Raw genomic sequence first — 23,950 nt, 5'->3', positions numbered from 1 at the left:
CTTCCCGGAGGCCTCCAAGTTGTCGCCATCCGCTCCATCGGAAGCGATATCAAGGGCCATGCGAATCCTGATTCCGCTTAAACGCCAATGCCATCAGGGAAAACGCATCGTCTTGCTGTTTTGCCTTGGCGCGCCTCGGAGCCGCGATGGTGCAACCGCCACGACTGTAACTGGTGAGCGCCTTTCAGAAGGGCCGAAGGTCCGGGTTCATACCAGCCTGGGGCAACGCCCCAGGGATAGATGGCCAAACTACCCTTGAGGGCTGAAGGCCCGGTGTCATCAAGTTTGCCTATGCCGAGCATCCCTGAATGAAGTCGGGCCTACAGCCCTCAACATCTAAAACGAGCGCCTACCTTGGGCGTTGCCCAAGGCTGCAATGATGCCGGACCTTCGGCCCTCAATACTTTCACAAAAGGGAGATGCTCGACCTCTCCACTTTTCCCTGATGGCATTGGTCCCGCATGCGGGACGGAACTCCAACCCTGCTTCCGACCCATAATCTACTGCGGCCACTCAACTCGCTGCTCCCATTTCTCATCGTCTCCAGCAGCGCCAAATCACCCGCAAAGTCCTGCCAATCACCGCAGCAGGGTTGGAGTACCGCTTTTAAGCGGAATCACGCCTCGCACGTCCCATGACGCGCTCCGCGCCCCCCGTCTCACAAAGCCCGCGCTGCTTGCACAAAAAAGCCACCGCTTTCGCGGTGGCTCCCAGGACCATGTCGGATTCCCCCTTCAGTTCCTGAGGCAACCTCAGATGAACTCGTTGACGAGGTTTTCCAGCATTTCCTGGCGACCGCTGCCGATCGCGGGTTCGCCGTTCTTCAGGGTGTAGGCTTCGAGCTCTTCAAAGCCGACATCCCCCCTCTCGATCTGGGCGCCGATGCCACTGTCAAAGGTGCTGTAGCGTTGTTTCAAAAACCCTTCAAGACGGCCGTCCTCGATGATGGCGGCGGCGATCTTGAGACCGCGGGCAAAGGCGTCCATGCCGCCGATGTGGGCGTGAAAGAGGTCCACGGGCTCGAAGCTCTCGCGCCGCACCTTGGCGTCGAAGTTGAGCCCGCCTGTGGTGAAGCCGCCCATCTTCAGGAGCACCAGCATGATCTCTGTGGTGAGGTAGATGTCGGTGGGAAACTGGTCCGTGTCCCAGCCGATGAGCTCGTCACCCGTGTTGGCATCGATGGAGCCCAGGGCGCCGGCGGCGAGGGCCACTTCCAGCTCATGGCGCATGGTGTGCCCGGCCAGCGTGGCGTGGTTGGTCTCGATGTTGAGCTTGAAGTGCTCCAGCAGGCCGTACTCACGCAGGAAGTTCAGGCAGGCGGCGGAGTCGGAGTCGTACTGGTGCGTGGAGGGCTCCCGGGGCTTGGGTTCGATGTAAAACGGACCGGCAAAACCGATCTTCTTCTTGTAGTCCACCGCCATGTGCATGAAGCGGGCGAGGTGGTCCATCTCGCGCTTCAGGTTGGTGTTCCAGAGGGTGGCGTAGCCTTCGCGACCGCCCCAGAAGGTGTAGCCTTCACCGCCCAGGCGGTGCGTCACTTCAAGCGCCTTCTTCACCTGGGCCGCGCCATAGGCGAAGACGTTGGCATTGGGGCTGGTGGCCGCGCCCTGGTTGTAGCGCGGGTGGGCGAAGAGGCAGGCCGTGCCCCAGAGGAGCTTCTTGCCGGTGTCCCTCTGCAGGCGCTCCAGCTCGTCCGCCACGGCGTCGAGGCTGGCATTGCTTTCCGCGAGGGACCTGCCCTCCGGCGCGACGTCCCGATCGTGGAAGCAGTAGTAGTCCACGCCCAGCTTCTCCATGAACTCAAAGCAGACGCGGGCGCGCCGCTGGGCGTTGGCAATGCTGTCCGTGCCATCATCCCAGGGCTTCTGGGAGGTGCCACCGCCAAAGGGGTCAGACAGGGTGTTGCGCATGGCGTGCCAGTAGGCCACGCCGAAGCGCATGTGGTCCTTCATCTTCTTCCCCGCCACCACTTCGTCAGCATGGTAGTGCTTGAAGGAAAGCGGGTTTTTCGACTTGGGCCCCTCGTACTTGATCTTCGGAATGTCAGGAAACGCTTCGCTCATAGGGGCCCATTTCAAACCACAAGGAGCAGGCGTCAAGCCTCATCGTGCCGGGGGCACGCCCACCCGGCCAGCGCGGTCACTTCTTCCCCAGATCGCCCGGCTCCAGATCGAAGACGAACGGGATGCCCAGCTCTTTCATGACCTCTTTTTCCTTGGCAAGGTACTTGTCCCCCAGCCGCGCGAATCCGCCCTCTGCGCGGAATTTGGCGAGGAATTCGTTGGCCTTGGTCTTGAGGTCCGTGTTGCCCTGCTGGATGCCGATGGCCCACACTTCCTCACGCAGCGGCTGCAGGAGCACCCGCGTGGCCTCCGGGTGGCGGTTGTGATAGTTCATGAGAGAAAGCTGGTCATAGATCCAGGCGTCCACCCCGGCTTTCACCACCTCCATGACGCAGGCGGTGTCTGAGTCCAGCACCACCAGGGAGGCATCGGGCAGGAACTGCCGGGCATACTGCTCGCCCGTGGTGCCGAGCCGCACGGCCACCCGCCGGCCGGGGGCCTTCAGGTCTTCCAGCGATTGCACGGGGGACTTGGCGGCTGCCAGGATGGCCAGACCCGTCTTCACGTAGGGATCGCTGAAGTCGATGGACCTGCGCCGATCATCGTTGGCGCTCATGGAAGAAATGACGCAGTCCACACTGCCAGACTTCAGGGCGGCGATGAGGCCGTCGAAGTTGATGTTCCTGAACTCCACCTCGCGCCCCAGGAACTTGCCCAGCTCCCGGCCCAGATCCACGCTCACGCCGTAGAACTCGCCTTTCTCGTCCACCACCTCAAATGGCGGGTAGGTGGCATCCATCGCCACCACCAGCTTCTTGGGCTTGGCGGGAGCCCCGGGCTGGTCACTCGGGCCGCATCCCACCAGGGCGCAGGCTGCGCTGGCTGCCACCCATCCCATGAACGCCCGAAGTGAAATCGTCATGAGGGCTGCATACACTGAAACGGACTTTTTGCCAAGCAACGTCATAAGAGGATTCTCCGTCAGACGCGGCTCTGGCTTGCCTTCCACCGGATCTTGTCGAAGGGTGTTCCCGGCCCGGTCCAAGGAGCCCCAGAACCCGCCCCGTTTCCCCCATGATCCTCCGCTCTGACGAATTTGCCGACCTGCCGACCCCGTTCGGCCCCATGCGAACGCACCTCTTCCGCCCGGTGGCGGAGGGCAGGTATCCCGGCATTCTGATGTACTCGGAGATCTTTCAGGCCACCGCACCCATCCGCCGGACCGCAGCCTATCTGGCCGGGCATGGCTACCTGGTGGCGGTCCCGGAGATCTACCATGAATTCCTGCCGCCGGGCGAGGTGCTGGCCTATGACCAGGCGGGGGCGGACAAAGGCAATGATCTGAAAACAGCCAAGGAGCTGGCAAGCTATGATGCCGACTCCCGGGCCGTCCTGGACTATCTGAAGGCCCACCCCGCCTGCACGGGGAAGCTGGGCACCTTCGGCATCTGCATCGGCGGCCATCTCTCCTTCCGCGCTGCGGCCAAGAATCAGGACCTCGACGCCGCGGTGTGTCTCTACGCCACCGACGTCCACAAACAAAGCCTGGGCAAGGGGATGAACGATGACACCCTGGCCAGCATCCGGAACACCCGGGCGGAGCTTTGCATGATCTGGGGGCGGCAGGATCCCCACATCCCTCTGGAAGGCCGCCGCAAGGTGCAGGCAGAACTGGATGCCCAAGACCTGAGCTACACCTGGCACGAGTTCAACGGGCAGCACGCCTTCATTCGTGATGAGGGCCACCGCTATGACCCCGTGCTGGCGAACACCTGCCATGGCCTGGCCCTGGAGTTGTTTCATCGAAAGCTGGGCGAGGGCGCTCCTTCTGGGAAATAGCGGCGGCCCGCGATGAGCATCCCTGAGGTCAGGGACGGAGAGAGGTGAGAGGAATGCGCGGAAGGTGCCGATTGCCAATCTGCGCTACGCTGTCGCAGACGCGACCATGACAGACGAAGCGGGCCCTGCGGCGGGGCACTGGGTCGTTTGGGTCCTGATCCTGACCGCGTAAACGCGGAACTCCAACCCTGCTTCCGACCCCCAATCTACTGAGGCCACCCACCCCGCTGCTCCCATTTCTTCATCGCCTCCACCAGCGCCAAACCACCCGCAAAGTCCTGCCAATCTCCGCAGCAGGGTTGGAGTACCGCTTTTAAGCGGAATCAGGAAGCGAGCGTCCCATGATGTGATTCCTTCCCGGAGGCCTCCAAGTTGTCGCCATCCGCTCCATCGGAAGCGATATCAAGGGCCATGCGAATCCTGATTCGGCTTAAAAGCCAATGCCATCAGGGAAAAAGTGGCGTGGCCGATGACCTCCTTTTTGGGAATGACCTGAGGGCCGAAGGTCCGGCATCATTGCAGCCTTGGGCAACGCCCAAGGTAGGCGCTCGTTTTAGAGGTTGAGGGCTGCAGGCCCGACGTCATTCAGGGATGCTCGTCATAGGCAGACGCGATGACACCGGGCCTACAGCCCTCAAGGGTAGTTTGGCCATCTATCCCTGGGGCGTTGCCCCAGGCTGGTATGAACCCGGACCTTCGGCCCTTCTGAAAGGGCTCACCCGTTACAGTCGTGGCGGTTGCACCATCGCGGCTCCGAGGCGCGCCAAGGCAAAACAGCAAGACGATGCGTTTCCCCTGATGGCATTGGGCTAAAGGCGGTACTCCAAACCCGCTGCGGACCTGCACTGGGAAGATAGCTCATGCACCGCCCTGTTCGTGCTTTGCCAATTCTTCGTGCCTTTGTGCCTTCGTGTGAGAATGATCATTCGCCCCTCCGGCCAACTGATGCCGATTGCCAATCTGCGCTACGTTATGTCTCCCGCACCGCCTGCTCCTTGCGGGCCTTGCGTAGTTTCTTGAACCGCAATTCCATCTTCAGGGCTTCGGGTTTGGATCCTGCGGGCCAGGAGCGCTCCAGCACCAGGGGGCCGCGACCGCGGGTGTACCGGGCTCCGGTGCCGGCGTTGTGGCGGGCCAGACGCTTCTCCACATCGTTGGTGATGCCGCAGTACAGGGAGCGGTCTGCACAACGCAGCACATAGAGCCACCAAGTCACCGCCGCCGCCACCGCCACGGGCGAGGGCGCAGCGGGTGCCTCCATGCCCGCTTCCGCCCCAGTTCCAGCGCCAGTTCCAACGTCATCATACGCATCAGGGGCGGGGCGTTTCTTCCGGCGGGAGGCCCGGTCTTGCTTGCGACTCCGGCTGGGGCTGGGGCTCGGGCTCGGGTTCAGGCTCATGGTGGGTGCCGGGGAATCTGGCAGATCCCGGCCGCCTGCCAAGCCTGCGTTCACCTCCGGCCGGGGTTTCACGATTCCCGCACCCTCGCCTACCGCGGATCCGCCGGGGACCCCGCTCCTGGGAATGCTTCCTCTTGACCCCGCTCCCATATCCCTTATCCCTTCCCCGTGCCTGTTGCCCTCGCTGATCTAGGTTGGAATGACACGTTTGAGAAGGAGTTCGCCCCCTGCGCTGCGAACGGCTGGGTGCCTGCGCGCCTGATCCGCGACAACAAGATCACCTACGGAGCGCTCACGGTCGAGAAGGGCCGCTTTGAGGAGTACGAGGTGGTCATGAGCGGCAAGGTGTACCATGACGCCGCCACCGACGCCGAACTGCCCGCCGTGGGGGACTGGGTGGCGCTGGAACTGGGTGACGAAGATCGCGACACCGTCATCCGGGCCCGGCTCTCCCGGCAGACCTGCCTCTCCCGCAAGTCAGCAGGCCACAGTACGGAAGAGCAGGTCATCGTGGCCAATCCCACCATCGTGGTGGTGGTGACGGAGAGCGGCCCCGATCTCAACCTCCGTCGCATGGAGCGGTACTTCACCGTCATCGGTCGCAGCGGCGCCCGCGCCGTGGTGCTGGTGAACAAGTCTGACCTCTTCCCGGCAGACCAGAACCAGGAGGCGGTGGAGGCGATTCGCAAGCTCAATCCCGATGCGGAGGTGCACCTCTGCAGCGCCATGAAGCCGCGCCTCTTCAAGCAAACGCTCAAGCCCTACCTCACCAAGGGGCAGACGCTGGCCTTCATCGGCTCCAGCGGCGTGGGCAAGTCCGCCCTCATCAATGAACTGCTGGGAGACGAGTTCCAGTTCACCGGCGAGGTGAACGAGATCACGGGCAAGGGCCGCCACACCACCACGGCACGGGAGCTGATGGTGCTGCGCAAGGGCGGGATCGTGGTGGACAACCCGGGGATCAAGGAGATCCAGATGTGGACGGACGAGACGATCCTGCGGGAACGCTTTGCCGACATCGATGAGCTGGCCATGCAGTGCCGTTTTCAGGACTGCAAACATGGCAAGGACGTAGGCTGCGCCATCCGCATCGCGGTGGAAGAGGGCCGCCTGGACCCCGAACGGCACCTGGGCTACCTGAAGCTGGATGAAGAAATCGCCAAGCTGCTCAAGCGCAAGAAGACGCGCCAGATGACCGTGGAGCGGCGCTTCAAGCGGGATCACAAGATCAAGGCCCGCAACCGCACCGACCGGATGGAATACGAGCAGGATCTGCGCCCCCGGGCCTGAGGGGTGGGGCGAGGTTGTGCTTGCCGATGACCCGTACGGGTCTAGGTTTTCCCTTCCTAGTCAAAAACCAAACTGAAACACCCACCTGCATCATGTCTGACATTGCCCTCGCCAAAGGCGAAAAATTTCTGGAAGACAACGCCAAAAAAGAAGGCGTGACCACCACCGCCAGCGGCCTCCAGTACAAAGTGCTCACCCCGGGCACCGGCAAGAGCCCCAAGGCCACCGACACCGTGCTGGTGCACTACCGCGGCACGCTGATCAGCGGCACGGAGTTCGACAGCTCCTACAAGCGCAAGGAGCCCATCAGCTTCCCCCTCAACCGCGTGATCGCAGGCTGGACGGAAGGTGTGCAGCTCATGCAGGAAGGCGCGAAGTTTGAGTTCTACATCCCCTCCAAGCTCGCCTACGGCAGCCGCGGTGCGGGCCGTGACATCGGGCCGAACGAGGCCCTCATCTTCGAAGTGGAACTGCTCAAGGTGAACTGAGCCCCTCCTTCTTCAATCCCGGGCCTCGTCTATAGGGTGAGGCCCCGCTAAAACAAAACAGGTCATAAAAGCCGCTGGCTCTTATGACCTGTTTTTTTGATCCGGAACGAGGAACCAGATCTGGATTCAGAAACTCAAATTCTGTCTAAAAATCCGTCTCTGAGTCCTCTGTGACTCTGTGGTAAAATTGAATTGGAGCCCTCTCCTCACTTCACCACCGGACGCAGCATGAAGTTGCGGAAGTCGATGTTCGTGTGGTCGCCCTGGAGATAGATCGGGCCGGGTTTGGTCTCGTCGCTGGTGATCGCGCCACCGGTGCAGCCCAGCACCGGCTGGTTGTCGATGATGGTGTTGCCATTGAGGATGACGGTGAGGTGGCGGTCCACCAGGGTGATGTCGAAGGTCTGCCACTCTCCAATTGCCTTCTCTGCGGCCACGGAGGGCGTGATGCGGCTGTAGAGCGCGCCCATGTTGTGGGAGTCCAGCGGCTTGCCGAACGTTTCCGCCACCTGCACCTCATAGATGCCACGCAGGTAGATGCCGCTGTTGCTCTTCTCCTGGGTGCGGACTTCCAGCTTCAGGTTAAAGTCCTCGAACTCCTTGTCGGTGCGGATGTTGCCGTGGTGCTTGCCTTTTTCCACGCGGTTCTGCAGCACGCCGTCCACCACGCTCCAGCCGTTGTCCGACTGGGGATTCATAAGCGTCCAGCCAGAGAGATCCTTGCCGTTGAAGATGGTGACGGGCTCACCGTACTTCACTTTCGAGAGGTCAGGCTTGGCCGGGATGGCGGCGATGCGCCTGCCGGTGAAGTCGCCTTGGGCGAACTCCTTGCCATCCGCCTTCACCTTCACCGTGCTGAGCTTGAGATCATCTCCAGTGGCCTTCGCGGTGATGGTCTCCGTGACCTGTTCTTCCGCCTGGGTCTTGGGGTTCTTCGCCTTGGAGAGACGGATGACCTTGAGGGTGTCGCCCTCCACTTTCACTTCCTGCACCGGCACCACGCTGCCACCACCCCAGAGGATGCTGCCCTGGAGCTTGCCGCCCGTTTCTTCTATCCCCAGCCAGCCCGCGCCGCCGTTGGGCAGAGTCAGCGCCCAGCGGCCCTCATAGGGGCTGGCGGCGAAGACGGAGGCGGAAAGGCCAGCGGCCAGAATGCCACCAAGGAAAAAGGTCCGGGAGGAGGTAAAGAGTGTCATGGAAAAGCCTCAACGCCCGCGGGATGGGGAAACTATCGTGAATACCTGTTGAGACGATGTATGGAGCCCGTCTTCAGGAATCAGAGCCCTCAGATTCCCATCACGGTCAGGCCAGCAGCTTTGGCCAGCGTCGACTGCCGCTTGTCAGCCGTTGCAAATTCGCCAATCCCCAGATGAAGAGCGGAAGCTACGTGAATGGCATCCAAGGTGCGGCAAAGGGTCGTTGAAGCATGAACCTGCGACAGCCGCATGGTACCGGCAAACACACGATTCCAATCAGGTTCAGCTCGCACAACATACCCTGAGCGGATGTCCGCGCTGAGGTCGGCCAAAGCTTTCGTGACGTCTGCCCCCCGTCATCTCTCCACGCCCTTCCTTGCACCGGAGTGCATTTACCAACTCCGCACGCAAAAACGGCGTGAAACATATGGGGCTCGTGAGCCTTGCCGCCAAGGAAAGAGCCTTGGGCGAGTCCGGCTCATTGAGGTAAAGCTTCAGGAACAGGCCGGTATCAAAGTACACTGCCATCTATCAACGGGATGCATCCTTACGCAGGTCATTGAGCAACGCGCCGGAATCCGCGATCACCCTGGAACCGTACCACGCCTTGAGCCTCTTGGCAGCCCGTTCTGCGAACAACTTCATTTCAGGTTTTGCCACCTTCACACGGCCCTCCGACTTCATTTCGCCAGCTCGGCGCTTGGACTTGGAGTCGACAGTTCCCATGAACGTGACTATTGCACCATTTATAGATGACGCAACTCCGGCAGGCACCCACAAAAAAACGCTGGCCGGCATTGAAACCGACCAGCGCGAAAGGAAAAACGGAACGGAGAACGGACTACGCCGCGAACTCCGCGATCACTTCGATCTCGACGAGGGCGCCGAGGGGGAGCTTGGCCACCTGGATGGTGGAGCGGGCGGGCTTGTGGCCCTCAAAGCCTGCTTCATACAGCGGGTTCACCTTGGGGAAGTCGCCCATGTCCTGGAGGAACATGGTGGACTTGACCACGTTCTGAATCGTCAGCCCAGCGCCGGCCAGCACGGCCTTGATGTTGGCGATGACTTGCAGGGCCTGGCCCTCCACGTCGGTGGCCTCGATCTTGCCGGAGGCAGGGACGATCGGGATCTGGCCGGAGCAAAAGAGGAGATTGCCGGTGCGGACCGCCTGGGAATAAGGACCGACGGCGGCGGGAGCGTTGGGTGCGGAGATGATTTCCATGGTGAGGGATGTGAAGGGCGTCGAAGGGATTGATGGAGCCGACGCGGACCTATCTACTAGCGCACCCGGCGGCGCTGGCAAACGTCCGTGTAAAATTGATTGCCCTGCCCGAGGGGGAGCCCCAGTTCCTGACAGAGGGCATAGAGCGCCCCGGTGTCCACGTATTCTGGCAGGCCCTCCGGCGTTTCGCGGAATTTGTTGCAGCCAAAGCACATCTCAAACACCGCCACCACCTTGCCCTGGGAGTTGTAGAAGACGAACGCGTGATGAGGCTTGTAGCAGGGGGTGCGGGACTGCTTGCCCTGAGAAACGGTCAATGCGTCCAGCAAGCGGCGCACCTGGTCCGGACGGAGGGTGACGCCCCGCGGGTCCATCACCCCGTTGTGCATCCGCCCGTTCACAAAGAAGGAGCGCTCTTCTTCAGCGGTGTAGTCGTAGCAGTAGCCGCGCACCTCAGAGAAATTCGCCGGTGGCCAGGTGACTTGCGTCCCGATCGGCGGGATGGGCGGGGCATTGACACCGAAATAGGTACAGGACGACAACGACAGGGCACAAAGCGTCGCCAGAGCAGCGAGCAGGGCACGGAGTGACTTCATGCGCCACGCCTACAGTGGCCTGGGGGGATCGGCCAATGAAATTTCTTCCTGCTCACCATCGGGCGATCGTACCCGGAAAACACGTTTGCATCCCTCCGTTTCTGCTCTCCCTTTCCCGCCCTGCATGGCCTCCCTCAACTACGTCCGCTTCAAGCACGCCCGGTTTTCCGCCCGCTTCCCTGAGGGGTTCCGCTACTCCCCCTCCCACTACTGGATGTCGCAGGTGGAGGGCGAGGAAGGCCTGTGGCACGTGGGGTTCACGAAATTTGCCACCCGCATGCTGGGGGAACTGGTGGACAGCCAGTTCCCGCTGGAGATGGGCGCGCCCATTGAGCCCGGCCAGACCATCGGCAGCGTGGAAGGCTTCAAGGCCGCCAGCGACGTGTACTGCGTGATGGATGGCACCTTTGCCGGCACCAATGCCATCCTCCAGGCAGACGCCTGCATCGTGAAGAGTGATCCGTATGTGGACGGCTGGCTCTACGCCGCCCGCGGCGTACCCGAGCCCGACTCCCTGGACGTGCACGAGTACATCGTGCTGCTGGGCAAGATCATCCAGAAGATGCAGGACGCGGGGTACCCGGAGGGCGAAGGCGAGGGCGGGGAGTCTTAGTAGCCTGAAATTCAGGGGGCTAAGCAACTGGCATCGTAGTTTGCAGTGCGTCAGTGGGCAGTGGGCAGTGCGTCAGAAATCCCCATATCCAGCGAATCGAGATTTTGCGTGTCAAAAGGGCTTCGCCTGACGTTGATTGATCTTGAAATAGCCCTTCCTTCCCATTGAGCGCACTTCTGACGCACTGACGCACTGACGCACTGACGCACTGACGCACTGACGCACTGACCTACAGCCCCGCAGTCCCAGGACATCCCCCCTACCCATCCCATACAACGCATGATCTTCACCCTCGGTTCCCGCATTCTCAGCACGGTTGACCCTCAGTGTCTGGCGAAGCTGGCGTGGAATTTCGGCTACAAAGGGGCGCGGTCCGTGATGCTGTTCAAGAAGCGGATGAAACAGGGCGTGTACTTCCCGCCTTTCCTGTACCTCTCCATTTTGAACTCCTGCAACCTGCGCTGTCAGGGCTGCTGGGTGGATGTGGAGGCCCCGCGCAATGCCATCGATCTGGACACGCTGAACCGGACGGTGAACAACGCCATGTCGCACGGAAACAGCTTCTTCGGCATCCTGGGTGGCGAGCCTTTCATGCACCCCGAGTTGCTGGACTTTCTGGCGCAGCATCCGGATGCGTATTTCCAGGTGTTCACGAACGGCCAGTTGATCACGGAGAAGACGGCCAAAGCACTCCGGCAGATTGGCAATGCCACCCCGCTGGTGAGTATCGAAGGCACCAGCACCGTGAGCGATGAACGCCGCGGCAACAAGGATGTGCTCAACCGCACCCTGCGCGGCCTGCGCCACTGCCTGGACCAGAAGCTCCTCACCGGGGTGGCCACCAGCCTCTGCCAGACCAACATCGACGACCTGCTCTCCGTCGAGTGGCTCAAGAAGCTCATCGACATGGGCGTGCACTACACGTGGTTCCACACCTACCGTCCCGTGGGCCCCAAGATCAATGCTGAGCTGGCATTGACACCGGAGCAGATCACCCGGGCGAGGAAATTCATCGTCCAGCAGCGCGCGCGGCAGCCCATTGCGATTGTGGATGCGTACTACGACCACGCCGGCCAGGCCCTCTGCCCCATGGCCACCGGCATCAGTCACCACGTCGGCCCCAAGGGCGATATCGAGCCCTGCCCCATCATCCAGTTCGCCACGGAGAACATCAAAGACTCCCGCGGGGTCTATGAAACATTCACGTCCTCCGGATTCCTCCAGGACTTCCGCGAGATCGCCGCGCAACATACCCGCGGCTGCGTGGTGCTGGAGCGCCCTGATTTGGTGAAGGAAATCGCCCTCAAACACGGCGCGCATGACACCACCATGCGCCAGACCGCGATGAAGGAGCTGGAGAGCATGACCCCACGCACCAGCCAGTGGGTGAAGGAAGAGGAAATCCCCGAGCAACACTGGATGTACTGGGTGGCCAAGCGGTTCTTCTATCAGGACTTCGGCGTGTATCACGCGCTGAAGAAGTGAGGAGCGACGTCAGGGGTGGATGAGAGCTTTTCTGGGACAGGATTAACAAGATTTTCTTAAGATTAACAGGATGGGGTGAACGGCTGGGTCAAGCCACGTGCTCAGGCCCGCCGTCAGGGTTGGAGTTCCGCTTTTAAGCGGTCAGGACGCACGGCTCCTGACGTGGCAGATGGAGAGCAGCTCATGAGACGTTTGCGCCGTGAGCGGGGCTGGGAACCCCCGCCTCCTTTGTTCCGCGAACAAACTGCCACGTGACCTGGCCGCAGAGTAAAGGAGGCGGGGTCTCCGGCCCCGCGAGCATGGGAGCGAAGGGGTGGAGAGGCAGATGCCGCCAGGGTCATTTGTCGCTTGCGACGCTCGCAGAATGAAATGGATTGATCAGAGTGTGAGCTATGGACGAAGCCGGGCCTACAGCCCTCATGACCGGTTTGCGGAAGCTGAACCCGCATCGAGCGCATGTCTTCTAAACGTGATGTTGCCTCTATTGGGATCTCTACTTGGGGATCCACGTGGGATGAGCAGTGCTGGCCCTCCGATTGACTTGGCTCCCTGACTCTCGCCTTCGTCCCAGTATTGCCAGTCCGTCATGCATTGAGGGCCAAAGGCCCGGTGTCATACCAGCCCAGGGCAACGCCCTGGGTTTACGCATCCAAAAAGTATTCAGAGGGCTGAAGGCCCGGCCTCATCAAACCTGCCTTCCACGAGGCCCCCTCACACGCCCCCCGGCATTCCTACCCCAATCGCGAACGCAGGGGCAAAGATGTGTGTCCAAACCGACGCCCTCCGGTGGTAGCTGATGATCCCCTCCTCAGCCAGAGCCTGCCACCCCCCTAAATTCACGCCAGCACCCGGGTCCCCAATAGAGCCTCTTTCTGAAAGACTCCGCTCCGGTCTGCGTCTGCTTTGAATGGCGCTTGTGTGCCCGATCCGGCCCCGTCATACTGCATTTCAAAATCAATGTCTGAAACATCGCCATCAACCAAACTGCTCTACTGCCGCTGCGCGTACGCACAAGTCGTCCCGCAATCGGTGAAAGACGGCGTGCTGGCAAAGCTCTGCGACTCCGGGGCGGGTTTTGAATCCGTGGCCGACCTCTGTGAGATGGCCGCCCACCGTGACGAGCGCTTGAAGGCCTTTGCCGAAAGCACCCCCATCCGGATCGCCGCCTGCTTCCCCCGGGTGGTGCGTGGCCTGTTCCGCCAGGCCGAATGCTCCCTGCCGGAAGACGGCGTCGAGATCCTGAACATGCGCGTACAGACCATCGACGAGGTCGCCGAGGGCCTGCTGAAGGCCTGATCCGATCCCCTGACGCCCCCTCCCGCAGGCAGCTCCCCTGATTTACTGTTTTACCCACTTACCGCTTTACCGAGATGATCACCCACACCGCCCGTCCTCTGCGTGTCGTCCTCTACGAAGGCAATGGTGCCATCGCGCTTTCTGCCCCGGCGCGGGCGCAGGTCATGGCTGCCCTGCTGGACAAAGGCTACGCGGTGACCCGCGCCACGGCCCAGGGTGCCAGCGGCTTCCCCCACGATGACCGTTCCCTGCTGGTGCTGGGGCAGTTTCAGAATCAACAGGCGCCCGATCTGGAGGACGCCACGGGGAAGGTGACGATCGAGGCCCGGGACATCACCGGACTGGAGACCCTGGACATCGTCTCCCTGGTGGAGAAGGCCCGTGGCAACAAGCCGATGAACCAGCCCGGCACCTGGAAGCCGTGGTTCCCCGTCATCGACTACTCCCGCTGCACCAACTGCATGCAGTGCCTGAGTTTCTGCCTCTTCGACGTGTATGGCGTCAGCAAGGACGGCAAGATCCAGGTGCAGAACAACGACAACTGCAAGACCAACTGCCCTGCCTGCTCCCGTGTCTGCCCGGAGGTGGCGATCATGTTCCCCAAACACCAGAGCGGCCCGATCAATGGCGAGCAGGTGAACGAGGAAGACCTCCGGCGGGAGAAGATGAAGGTGGACATCAGCAGCCTGCTGGGCGGCGATATCTACGCACGCCTGCGGGATCGCAGTGAAGCCGCGAAGTCCCGTTTCTCCAAGGAACGCAGTGCGGACAAGGCACTGGAAGAGCGCAAGAAGTGCCTGACCAAGATGGCGCAGGATGGCTTCATCCCTGCCGAGGTGCTGGCCTCCCTGCCCTCCCCAGATGAGATCATGCGCAAGGCGGAGGAGGCTCAGGCCAAAGCCCAAGCAGCACTGAATGGGAATGGCAACCCGGCTTAAGCGGGCGGTGCCATGCCTTCGCCGGATGACACTCGATTCGCGCCCGGGTTCCGCTTCTCGTGGACCGATGCGCTGGTGCTGATTCTGGGCGCGGGTCTGACGGGGTGGCTGGCGAGTTTCGCAGGGGAACTGGCCCTGCTCGCAGCATGGGTCATTGGGCACTTTTTCTTGTTCTGCAATGTCTTCCGCATCGGCCGGAAGCCGGAACTGGTGTGGGCAGGAGCCTTCATCGTGCTGGCGGCCCTCTCGCTCGGGATGGAGAGGCTCGATCTACGGCTGGCTCTGGCGTTGTCGCTGGGGCTAAGCACGCTCCTCATCCTGCGGGAGATGTGCCTGCCACGCTATCACGGCATCTTTTGGCAGCGCATGAATCCCCGTCTGCCCGAGTGGTGGGGCTCGCGGCGCGGGCAGAGATAGGGGGATCGTGTGGCAATGACGTGTGATGAGCGGGAGGACGTCCTGGGGTAATACGACTGAGCCGCCTAAAGGCGGTACTCCAACCCTGCCACCAACGCCCCCTCACTGGGGACGCCCACCTCGCGGCTCCTCTTTCCCCACACCCCCCCCCCAACAGCGCGAACCCGTTCTCCATCTTCACCCGAGGTCCGCACCGGGGTTGGAGTACCGCCTTTAGGCGGCTCAGTCGCCGGAGGAAAAAAACGCCCGCCCACGATCAACCCACACAAGCCCTCATCACAAGCTCCTCGAACCCCCTCACCCCCATCCAACACCCCGCCTAAAGGCGGTACTCCAACCCTGCCGCCAACGCCCCCCCATCTGGGGACACCCTCCGCGCTGCTCCTCTTTTCCTCCACCCTCCAACAGCGCGAAACTCTTCTCCATCTTCAACCAAGTTCCGCACCGGGGTTGGAGTACCGCCTTTAGGCGGCTCAGTCACCGGAGGAAAAAAACGCCCGCCCACGATCAACCCACACACGCCCTCATCACAACCTCCTCGAACCCTCTCACCCGCATCCAACACCCCGCCTAAAGGCGGTACTCCAACCCTGCCGCCAACGCCCCCCCCATCTGGGGACACCCTCCGCGCTGCTCCTCTTTTCCTCCACCCTCCAACAGCGCGAACCCGTTCTCCATCTTCACCCGAGGTCCGCACCGGGGTTGGAGTACCGCCTTTAGGCGGCTCAGTCGCCGGAGGAAAAAACACCCGTCCACGATCAACCCACACACGCCCTCATCACAAGCTCCTCGAACCCTCTCACCCGCATCCAACACCCCGCCTAAAGGCGGAACTCCAACCCTGCCACCAACGCCCCTTCACTGGGGACGCCCTCCGCGCTGCTCCTATCCCCCCTCCGGAGGTCAGCTGCATGATTCCGCGTTTTCCATACAGCCGCCTCCGTCTCCGTTACCTTTATTCGAAGGATCAGGTGAGATGGATGGGAGATTTCTCCAAAATACAATGAAGCCGATTCAGGCAAATCTCCACGCCTGCTTCACAATACTCATGCTGCCTTTGCAAGGGCTTGATAGTCAGGGCGATCTGCCGAGGTCTGGTGGAAGTATCGCCGTAACACGACTCCACGATGAATGAGAAAGACTCCCGGCAACTGGGTGACATCGCCCTCGAATTTCCCGACCCGATGTCCCCTCAGAAACGCCTGGAGGCCACGCCACCAGACCCTCCACCCGAGCAACTGGCTGAGTTTCCCCCTTCGCAGCCCCAGGCCGCGGTAGAGTCGCCGGGAGGGATCGGCAACTGCTGGAAGGTCCGCCAGACCGTACTGCCCGGAGAAGGCAGCGAAAGCCGCGGGCTCTCCCATATGGACCAGGGCGATCCGGGTGCCGGAGGCTTCAATCGCCGGGCGAACCCGGGCGATATCCGCCAGGGCCTCCCGACAGAAGGTGCAGCCGGCGTGGCGCAGGAACACCACGAGGACCGGGGACTGCTGTGACAAGGCTGCGAGCGAGGGCCCCGCAGAGGTCAGAGCCTCCGCAAGCAGGGTGCGCTCGTCCGGCAGAGGTGACTCTCTCCACTCTTCTGACTGCCCCACATGAACGTCCCAGGCGTGCTTCAGCACCAGGCCAAAGGGCACCCACCAGATGACGTCATTGGTCACGCAAGTCACGGCAAAGGCGGCGGGCAGTGAACCTTCCCACACGGCGTGCACCATGCCGATGGGGCCAAACACCTTCCCCAGCAGGCCGACCAGCACCACCGGCCAGTGGCGGGCGGGATGGGTGGCGGCGATGGCATACCCCACCCCGTAAACTCCCACGATCATGCCGATGCACTGCCAGAGCTGTGGATAGCTGGGTTGGGCCATTCCCAGCCAGTCAAAGAGTGCTGCGGGAAAGAGCGCCGTCCACGCACCCCAGAGGATGTTGTAGATTCCCGCAACCCAGAGCATGATCCGCATCCACCGCGGCGCGGCCGGGCTGGATGCGGGATCTGGGTTCATGCAAACGACTGGCGGAGGGGGCTACGCCATGGCCAGGGCGGGCCCAGCACCGGGTGCAGGGGCCAGATGGGTCTCCCGCAGCTCACGCAGACGTTCGTCCGCCTTCTGCAGGTCTCCCAGCACCTCCAGGAGCGCTTCACGCTGCTCGGGATCCTGGGTGCGCGGCACGGCTTTCTCCAGCTCCACCACGGCATTCCAAAGCGCCTCACCGGCGATGTGGAACATGTAGGGATCACGCACGGGCGCCCCGGGGGAGCGGGCGGGGTCGATGCTGTCGAGAAGGAACTCCGCCAGGAAGTGAGGCTGGCTCACCTGGTAGATGCGGCTGCCAAAGCGGAACAGATCGCCCGCGAGCGGCTGGAACTGAGGGATGCCCTGCAGATTCCAGTGTCTCGCCAGCTCCATGCCCTCATCCGCGGCATCGGTAGCTTCCGTGATCCAGTCCTGGCCGACGGGTGCGCCGGGGCCCTGGGGAGGATGGTCCAGCAGATAGGCGAGCACGCGGCATTTCAGGTGACGGCCCTTGATGCCCACCTCACCGCACATGGGTTCGGTCCGCTCACGATCGGTCACCAGTTCCATCGCCACTCTGGCGGAGTCCAGGGCCTGGAGCGGCACCGGAGGCTGGCAGGAGAGCAGGGAGTTGCCGTGGTTCATGAGCGCACAGGAGAGGATGCCTTCCTGCTCGGCCTCTTTGGCCTCGAAATCGCCCTGGAGAAGGTTCACCGATTCCTCGAACGACTTCACTGCCTGCGCGGCGGCTTCTGGAGTGCCATGGCACTGCCAGGTGATGCCGCGGTTCATGTAGGCGATGGCCAGGCGCGAGCGGGTGCCGGCATGCTCTTCATAGGGAAGCTGCTTGAGGTGCTCAATGGCCTCGTCATAGCTGGCCACAGCATCCTTCAGCGCGGCGGGATCACTCTGGCGGGTCAGGGCATCGCCACGATTCATCAGCGAGGCCGTGAGCCCCCAGCGGAAGGAGGGATTCTCCAGCGGCAGTTGTTTCCTGAGTTTCACCGCCTCATCGAAGCAGCGCACGGCCTCCTTCTGCGACTCGGGGGATTCCTCCTCCATGTAGGTCCGGCCGCGATTGGTCCAAAGGTTGGCCCGGTCATGTCGCTCTTCATCATTGATGATGGTTGGCACCTTCGCGAGGAGGGCCAGGGCTTCATCATAGGCCTTGACGGCGGCGGTGCGCCCGGAGGGGCTGCCGGACTCACGCTGGGCGTGCCCGTGAATGATCCATGCCGCGGCCAGCTGGCGGTGCCACATGTCATCATCGGCCAGGGGCTTTTGTTTCAGCAGGAGGATGGCGCGGTGGGAGAGCTCTGCCGCACCTTTCAGAGCGTCAGGCGCGCCGGTGCCCATCAACTGCTGGGCCATGGCAAGCATGCGCGGGACCTCGCGATCCGCAGCGGAGGCAGGGGCGGAGCCCTCCTGAGCGGGCACGACCTGTGAAGCGGCTGCCTCGGCCGCCGGAAGGCCCTCCGGAGCAGGCAGGGTCACAGGGGCCGGCAGGGAGGAGGCGGATCCGGGAGACGGGTGCGAACTGGGGGAATCGGAAGACATGAAGTGGGATTCGATAAGGACGTGCGAACTGGCGGGAAAACAAAGGGATGATGAATGCGGGCCGCCCCGCCCGGATTGACCGGAAGCAGGAGCAACGCACCTATGTCCACCTTCAACGATAAAGCGTGAAAAAAGCAAACATTGCGATTACAATTCGGGACAACAAATGAGAGAGAATCTCAACAAAGCGCTTGCCGCTATCTGCGATTGGGTCTCTATATCACGCCCCGCCGCGTGGTATTCCAGAGCGTGGCGCAGCCGTTTTCCCATTCCAGTCCGTGTCTCCGAACGCTCTCGAATACCCTGCTCCCAAGCTCGCCACCACTGGCAGTTGCCCGGCCTGCGACAGCATGGCAGATTTCACCCCCTTTCTGCTGGCAACCGGCCCAAAGGGGCTCTGCCACGACGTTTTGAGACCCCGGTAACTTCGGCTCCATGATCATCGCGCCCCGTCAGAAAGATGCCCACCTTGCCTCCACTTGGATGGCCGGGGTGGCCTTGGTCCTTCTCGGCATCGGCGGGTACGGAGCGAGCCTGCCCCTCCTGCCGAAGATGGAGGACATGCCCATGGTCATGGAGATGGGCGATGAAATCCCTCTGGAAGAGTTCAACGCACCTGCAGAGGCCGCCCCAGAAGCACCGCCTACGGAGCCAGAGGTGACGGAGGAGCCCCTGGAAGAAATGGTGGAGGAACTGGAGATCCCCCCGATCCCCACCATCGAGGCCCCGCTGACGCCGCCGGAGATGTCAGAAATCCTCCCGCTGGACTCGCCACCGCCGCCGCCGGCACCCACCCCTGCAAAGCCGAAGCCCAAGCCGCAGGTGGATCGCCCCAAGCCACAGCCCCGGCGCCCGACCACCCCGCCGTCCAACGCTGGCTCGGGTGGCTCTGGCAGCGCGGCCACTGGCAGCGGCTCCCCCACCCTCTTCCGCGGGGGCTCCGGGCGCTTCCCCCACCCGTCTTACCCGTATAATGCCCGCAAGGCGGGTGCCCAGGGCACGGTGCGTCTGCTGGTGGTGGTGGAGATGAGCGGCATCCCAGGCTCCGTGTCTGTCCAGTCTTCCAGCGGCAACGGTGAGCTGGACAGCGCCGCCCAGGATCACGTGCGCCGCCGCTGGCGCTGGCCTGCGGGTGAGATACGCCGCTACATTGTACCCGTGCGCTTCGTGCTCCGCTGAACTCCGTCATCCAGCTTTCCTCGACTCTTTTCCCCTCCCTGCACCCCATGCCCAACCCGCTCCTCGCCAACGCCCTCGTCGATCTCTTCCGCCATGGTGGCCCTATCATGTGGCCCATTGGCGTGGTCACCTTTGCCGCCATCGCCATCATCTTTGAGCGCTGCTGGTGGTGGTTGACGCATGCGAAGAACCGCAAGCCGCAGGATCTGGAGCGGGTGCTCATGTCCCTGGAGTCCGGGGACCTCGGCCATGCGCAAAAGCTCTCTGCGAACTCCAGCGACCCCGTGCTCCGCGTGGTGCATGCCGGCCTGTCCCACCGCCACGCCAGCCTCCAGGGCGCACTCCAGGCGGCGGCCGGCATTGAGATCCGCCAGGCCGGGCGCTTTCTCACCGCCATGGACACCATCATCACCCTGGCACCGTTGCTCGGACTGCTGGGCACGGTGACGGGCATCATGGGCAGCTTCAGCGCCGTGGGCGGTGCAGAGCTGGCCGTGGAAAAAGTGACCGGCGGTATCGGTGAGGCGCTCATCGCCACGGCCTTCGGCCTCGGGATCGCCATCGCCACCCTCATCCCCTACAACTGGTTCCACTCGAAGGTGGCCGGGCTGCAGCACGACATCGAGACCGCCGCGAACAACGTGGAAGTCTTCGTCGCGACCCACCGCGTGTCCGTTCACGTCTAATCAAGGGCTGGCAGACGGTCTTTCACAGGCGTCTGCCGATCCATCCCCAGACACTCTCGCGAAACGATGAAAATCATCTCGCCCCTCGGTGCCAAGAAGGCGCGGCTCGAAATCGTGCCGCTCATCGACATCATGTTCTTCCTGCTCGCCAGCTTCATGATGGTGACCATGAGCATGACGAAGCAGCGCACGATCGATGTGAACCTGCCTGCGGCGGCCACCTCCCATAGCAACCTCAAGCCGGACGTGATCTCGCTGGCGGTGGATGCGCGGGGCCAGGTCTTCCTGGACAAGGACATGATCTCCCTGGAGGCGCTGGACCAGCTGCTCAAGGAACGACTGGCCGCCAACAAGGAACTGCCGGTGTACATCAGCGGCGATGCAGCCACTCCCCACGGGGCCATGATCGCGGTGCTCGACTACGTGAAGCGCTGCGGCGTGACCAAGGTGGCCTTCAATGTGAAGCCGTTGGACAAGCAGTAACTCAGATTTTCGCATTCCGCATTCCGCACTCCCTTCCATGCGCCCCATTTCATCCACCATCCTCGTGACGCTCCTGGCAGCGGTGTGCGGGCTCTGCACCATCCAGTGGTACCGTGAGAGCGATCTCCGCCAGCTCGGGGTGGACCTGCGCAATGAGACGACCAAACTCGCCGGTGCCAACCAGGAACTGGAAAACCGGGTGAAGGCCGCCGATGGGGAGATCCTCCGCCTCACCGCCTCCCTGGGCGAGCTCCGGCAGACGTCCATTTCCAAGCAGGAGCATGAGGAGCAGACGCTCCTGAACACCCAACTGCGTGAGATGGTGGAGAAGCAGAACGCCGCCATCAAACAACAGAACGAGTCCATCGAGAAGCAAAACGCCCTGATCGAGCAGGCGAACGTGGCCATCAAGCAGGGCAACGACACCATCAAGAAAATCACGGAAGAGCGGGATGCCCTGAGCAAAAAGCTCAACGAGACCGTGGCCAAGTACAACAAGCTGCAAGCGGAAGGCGCCAAACCCGCCAATACGGCTGCGGCCCAGTAGCCAGCCCGTCGCCCACCCCGCCTTCATCTTTTTCACAAACCGCCGCACTCCTTCTGGGGTGCGGCGGTTTGTTTTTTGGGTCCCCAGGTGCGGATGAGCCACGGCAACACCCTGTAAATACTTGCCCCTTAAGTTTGATCTGCATATTTTCTGCGGATAGACGTAGGCAGGTTCCTTCCTTCTCCAGCCCCTTTCCAGCGCTTCTCTTATGTCCCCCAGCAGACTTTCATTGATCATCGTCGGTCTTGCCACCTGTGCATCGCTGCTGCCTGCTGCCACCGTGATCTGGGACGGGGGCGATGTGGACGACAGCAACTGGAGTTCTGGAGACAACTGGGCGGGCAATGTCGCCCCGGCCAACCCTACCCTGCCCACCGCGCCGGACATCATCCAGTTCGCGGGATCTACCCGCACGACACCGACGACTGATGTCGCATGGAATGTGGACACGCTCCATTTCAACGCCGGTGCCGCGTCCTACACGCTGAGCGGGCAGACGCTGACTTTTCAGCCCAGCAACGGCACCAGCCACGACAACCGCTACTTTCTCGTCAACAGCTCCGGCACTCTCCAGACGATCAACAACAACATCGTGGTGAAAAACGCCCTCACAGGCACGGGCATCACCACATTGGGTTCCGGCATCAGCGTTGGCTCGGGCCAGCTTGTGCTCAATGGCAACCTGGATATCGACGGCATCTCTGCCCTCCGTTTCCAGGGCGGCACCGGATCAGTCACCGTCAACGGAATTATCTCTGGCACCCCCTCTGGATCCATCGCCGTGAACGGCGGAGCCACGGCGATCTTCAACAATCTCAACACCTACAACCAGGGCACGACCATCTGGAGCGGCACCCTGAAGCTGGGGGCCAGCTCCATCAATGGTCAGGCTGGCTCACTGGGCAACAACTCGGCCACCGTCACCATGGGCCATAGTGGTGCTGGCGGTGCCAAGCTGCTCACCTCCGCCGCGGTCACGATTGGCCGAGACGTGACGTTCGTAAGCAATGGCACCAATGCGGCCTACACCGTGGGTGGGGACTCCGCTCATACGTCCACCTACACTGGCACCATTTATACAGGGAACACTGGCGCGGCGGTCTCCAATGCAGGCGAGGTCACCGCAGTTGCAGGCGGACGCGTCAACATCAACAGCATCTCGCGGCGCAGCGACGCGACCAGCGGCAGCGCAGGGCTGGACACGATCACCAAAACGGGCGCTGGCATCGTGGCGCTCACCGGCACCAGCAACTACTCCGGCCAGACCAACGTCAATATCGGCACGCTGCTGGTGAACGGTGTGCTTTCCTCCACCAGCCCGAACGCTGCGTCCGTGGGCGCGGTGATTGTGAGCACTGCCGCTCGACTTGGTGGCACCGGCACCATCAACCGCGCCGTGACCATCCAGAACGGCGGCATCCTTTCCGCCGGTGACTTGGACGCCGCTGGCATCTCCCTGGGCGGCAAGCTCACCCTGGGTGCGGGCCTGACCCTCAACTCCACCTCCGTGCTGAACTTCGATCTCTCCACCCCCAACAGTCTGCTGGACGACGAGATCTCCGTGACCGGGAACCTCACCCTGGACGGTGTGCTCAACATCACGAACCTCGGCGGTCTTGGCAACGGCAGCTACAAGCTCTTCGACTACACCGGCACCCTCACCGACAACCTTCTGAGCATCGGCACCGCGCCTGGGGGCTTTTCCTACAGCATCGACACCACCAGCTTTGCCAACGCCGTTTATGTCAACGTGACTCCCGAACCCGGCATGGCCTCCCTGTTCGGCCTCGGCCTCGCCGCCCTGATCTGGCGGAGGAGACGGCCTTCAGGGGAAGGACGGGAGTCGTAAGCGGGTGGCTGGAGCGCTGGCGATAGCGTAGCGCAGATTGGCAATCTGCTGTGCCGCCGATTGGCAATCGGCATCCGTCGCCGGAGCGGTTGGCGCGGCTGGGGTGATTCGCGTCATGGGACGCGCGATGGGTGATTCCGCTTTTAATCCAATGCCATCAGGGAAAAGGTTGGGCAGAGCGATCAACGCCGTTGCATGAATGAAACTGAGGACCAACGGTCCGGTGTCATACCAGCCTGGGGTAGCGCCCCAGGTTAGGGGTTGAAAGAGAATCGGAGGGCTGAAGGCCCGGCCTCATCAAGCCTGCCCACGACGAGCATTCCTGAATGACCCCGGGCCTACAGCCCTCAACATCTAAAACCAACGCCTACCTTGGGCGTTGCCCAAGGCTGCAATGATGCCGGACCTTCGGCCCTCAATACTTTCACAAAAGGGAGATGCTCGACCTCACCAGCTTTTCCCTGATGGCATTGGTCCCGCATGCGGGACGGTACTCCAACCCTGCTGCGATGATTGGCAGGACCTTGCAGGTGGTTTGGCGCTGCTGGAGAGGATGAGAAATTGGAGCAGCGAGTTGGGTGACCGCAATGGGTTGGGGGTCGGAAGCAGGGTTGGAGTTCCGCGTTTACGCGGTCAGGCTCAGGAACCAGGCGGCCGAGTGCCCCGCGGCAGAGACCGCTTCGTCTGTCATGGTCGCGTCTGCCATAGCGTAGCGCAGATTGTCAATCTGCTGTGCCGCCGATTGGCAATCGGCATCCGTCGCCGGAGCGTTTGGCAAGGCTGGGGGCGATT

General features: G+C 62.3%; 23 protein-coding genes. 13 read left to right on the top strand and 10 right to left on the bottom strand.

The window, feature by feature from the left end; translation table 11 throughout:
• Window positions 1–752: 752 nt before the first annotated feature.
• Together xylA and VSP_RS06385 are read right to left on the bottom strand one after the other, a co-directional pair.
• Complete coding sequence (gene xylA, locus VSP_RS06390) at window positions 753–2,063, bottom strand: xylose isomerase (RefSeq protein ID WP_009959507.1); 1,311 nt, start codon at window positions 2,061–2,063, stop codon at window positions 753–755.
• Between the two features lie 76 nt (window positions 2,064–2,139).
• On the bottom strand, window positions 2,140–2,985 hold the full coding sequence (locus VSP_RS06385) for a transporter substrate-binding domain-containing protein (RefSeq protein ID WP_157210765.1): 846 nt from the start codon (window positions 2,983–2,985) through the stop codon (window positions 2,140–2,142).
• Between the two features lie 152 nt (window positions 2,986–3,137).
• On the opposite strand from VSP_RS06385, the gene VSP_RS06380 reads away from it, so the two are divergent.
• On the top strand, window positions 3,138–3,902 hold the full coding sequence (locus VSP_RS06380; RefSeq protein ID WP_009959504.1) for a dienelactone hydrolase family protein: 765 nt from the start codon (window positions 3,138–3,140) through the stop codon (window positions 3,900–3,902).
• 970 nt (window positions 3,903–4,872) lie between these two features.
• Here VSP_RS06380 and VSP_RS42930 read toward each other — a convergent pair.
• Entirely contained in the window at window positions 4,873–5,373 is a 501-nt protein-coding gene (locus VSP_RS42930; RefSeq protein ID WP_198141331.1) for a GIY-YIG nuclease family protein, read from the bottom strand.
• Window positions 5,374–5,469: 96 nt separating this feature from the next.
• Between VSP_RS42930 and rsgA the strand changes: the two genes are divergently transcribed.
• Together rsgA and bamJ are read left to right on the top strand one after the other, a co-directional pair.
• Complete coding sequence (rsgA, locus tag VSP_RS06360; RefSeq protein WP_009959500.1) at window positions 5,470–6,591, top strand: ribosome small subunit-dependent GTPase A; 1,122 nt, start codon at window positions 5,470–5,472, stop codon at window positions 6,589–6,591.
• Window positions 6,592–6,683: 92 nt separating this feature from the next.
• Window positions 6,684–7,079 carry a BamJ family beta-barrel-assembly machinery protein gene (gene bamJ / locus VSP_RS06355; RefSeq protein WP_009959498.1) on the top strand — a complete coding sequence of 132 codons (396 nt, stop codon included), beginning with the start codon at window positions 6,684–6,686 and terminating at the stop codon, window positions 7,077–7,079.
• 206 nt (window positions 7,080–7,285) lie between these two features.
• Here bamJ and VSP_RS06350 read toward each other — a convergent pair whose 3' ends face one another.
• The 5 genes from VSP_RS06350 to VSP_RS06330 all read right to left on the bottom strand — a co-directional run bounded on the left by VSP_RS06350 (window position 7,286) and on the right by VSP_RS06330 (window position 10,093).
• Complete coding sequence (locus VSP_RS06350) at window positions 7,286–8,275, bottom strand: 3-keto-disaccharide hydrolase (protein WP_009959496.1); 990 nt, start codon at window positions 8,273–8,275, stop codon at window positions 7,286–7,288.
• Window positions 8,276–8,364: 89 nt separating this feature from the next.
• Window positions 8,365–8,607 carry a PIN domain-containing protein gene (locus tag VSP_RS41990; RefSeq protein WP_156346399.1) on the bottom strand — a complete coding sequence of 81 codons (243 nt, stop codon included), beginning with the start codon at window positions 8,605–8,607 and terminating at the stop codon, window positions 8,365–8,367.
• A 199-nt stretch (window positions 8,608–8,806) separates the two neighbouring features.
• Window positions 8,807–9,001 carry a hypothetical protein gene (locus VSP_RS06340; RefSeq protein ID WP_075090164.1) on the bottom strand — a complete coding sequence of 65 codons (195 nt, stop codon included), beginning with the start codon at window positions 8,999–9,001 and terminating at the stop codon, window positions 8,807–8,809.
• Between the two features lie 115 nt (window positions 9,002–9,116).
• Window positions 9,117–9,497 (bottom strand): Rid family detoxifying hydrolase, encoded by a 381-nt coding sequence (locus VSP_RS06335; RefSeq protein WP_009959493.1) that lies wholly within the window; start codon window positions 9,495–9,497, stop codon window positions 9,117–9,119.
• 56 nt (window positions 9,498–9,553) lie between these two features.
• Window positions 9,554–10,093, bottom strand: coding sequence for a hypothetical protein (locus VSP_RS06330; RefSeq protein WP_009959492.1), 540 nt, complete (start codon window positions 10,091–10,093; stop codon window positions 9,554–9,556).
• A gap of 124 nt (window positions 10,094–10,217) precedes the next feature.
• On the opposite strand from VSP_RS06330, the gene VSP_RS34130 reads away from it, so the two are divergent.
• The 5 genes from VSP_RS34130 (at window position 10,218) to VSP_RS06295 (ending at window position 14,842) form a co-directional block, all read left to right on the top strand.
• Window positions 10,218–10,706, top strand: a complete 489-nt coding sequence (locus tag VSP_RS34130; protein ID WP_009959491.1) for a glycine cleavage system H family protein — start codon at window positions 10,218–10,220, stop codon at window positions 10,704–10,706.
• A gap of 279 nt (window positions 10,707–10,985) precedes the next feature.
• Entirely contained in the window at window positions 10,986–12,191 is a 1,206-nt protein-coding gene (locus VSP_RS06320; protein ID WP_009959489.1) for a radical SAM/SPASM domain-containing protein, read from the top strand.
• A gap of 957 nt (window positions 12,192–13,148) precedes the next feature.
• Window positions 13,149–13,487, top strand: a complete 339-nt coding sequence (locus VSP_RS06305) for a hypothetical protein (RefSeq protein WP_009959487.1) — start codon at window positions 13,149–13,151, stop codon at window positions 13,485–13,487.
• A gap of 74 nt (window positions 13,488–13,561) precedes the next feature.
• Window positions 13,562–14,425 (top strand): ferredoxin family protein, encoded by an 864-nt coding sequence (locus tag VSP_RS06300; RefSeq protein WP_009959485.1) that lies wholly within the window; start codon window positions 13,562–13,564, stop codon window positions 14,423–14,425.
• A gap of 12 nt (window positions 14,426–14,437) precedes the next feature.
• Window positions 14,438–14,842, top strand: coding sequence for a hypothetical protein (locus VSP_RS06295; RefSeq protein WP_009959484.1), 405 nt, complete (start codon window positions 14,438–14,440; stop codon window positions 14,840–14,842).
• Between the two features lie 1,046 nt (window positions 14,843–15,888).
• On the opposite strand, the gene VSP_RS41985 is transcribed toward VSP_RS06295, so the two are convergent.
• Entirely contained in the window at window positions 15,889–16,845 is a 957-nt protein-coding gene (locus VSP_RS41985) for a peroxiredoxin-like family protein (protein ID WP_063607711.1), read from the bottom strand.
• Between the two features lie 21 nt (window positions 16,846–16,866).
• A complete protein-coding gene (locus tag VSP_RS06280) occupies window positions 16,867–18,414 on the bottom strand; it encodes a tetratricopeptide repeat protein (RefSeq protein WP_009959480.1) in 1,548 nt (515 codons plus the stop codon).
• A 435-nt stretch (window positions 18,415–18,849) separates the two neighbouring features.
• On the opposite strand from VSP_RS06280, the gene VSP_RS38975 reads away from it, so the two are divergent.
• From VSP_RS38975 to VSP_RS06255, 5 genes are all read left to right on the top strand, one after another.
• On the top strand, window positions 18,850–19,593 hold the full coding sequence (locus VSP_RS38975; RefSeq protein ID WP_009959479.1) for a TonB family protein: 744 nt from the start codon (window positions 18,850–18,852) through the stop codon (window positions 19,591–19,593).
• Window positions 19,594–19,640: 47 nt separating this feature from the next.
• Complete coding sequence (locus VSP_RS06270) at window positions 19,641–20,279, top strand: MotA/TolQ/ExbB proton channel family protein (RefSeq protein WP_009959478.1); 639 nt, start codon at window positions 19,641–19,643, stop codon at window positions 20,277–20,279.
• A gap of 66 nt (window positions 20,280–20,345) precedes the next feature.
• Entirely contained in the window at window positions 20,346–20,762 is a 417-nt protein-coding gene (locus VSP_RS06265; RefSeq protein WP_009959476.1) for an ExbD/TolR family protein, read from the top strand.
• 37 nt (window positions 20,763–20,799) lie between these two features.
• Window positions 20,800–21,309, top strand: a complete 510-nt coding sequence (locus VSP_RS06260; protein ID WP_009959474.1) for a hypothetical protein — start codon at window positions 20,800–20,802, stop codon at window positions 21,307–21,309.
• A 208-nt stretch (window positions 21,310–21,517) separates the two neighbouring features.
• Window positions 21,518–23,158: a PEP-CTERM sorting domain-containing protein gene (locus VSP_RS06255; RefSeq protein WP_009959473.1), complete on the top strand. Its 1,641-nt coding sequence runs from the start codon at window positions 21,518–21,520 to the stop codon at window positions 23,156–23,158.
• The last annotated feature ends 792 nt before the right edge of the window (window positions 23,159–23,950 follow it).

This window comes from Verrucomicrobium spinosum DSM 4136 = JCM 18804 (assembly GCF_000172155.1).
Classification (GTDB): Bacteria; Verrucomicrobiota; Verrucomicrobiia; order Verrucomicrobiales; family Verrucomicrobiaceae; genus Verrucomicrobium; species Verrucomicrobium spinosum.
This window is presented reverse-complemented; position numbering and strand designations above follow the sequence as displayed.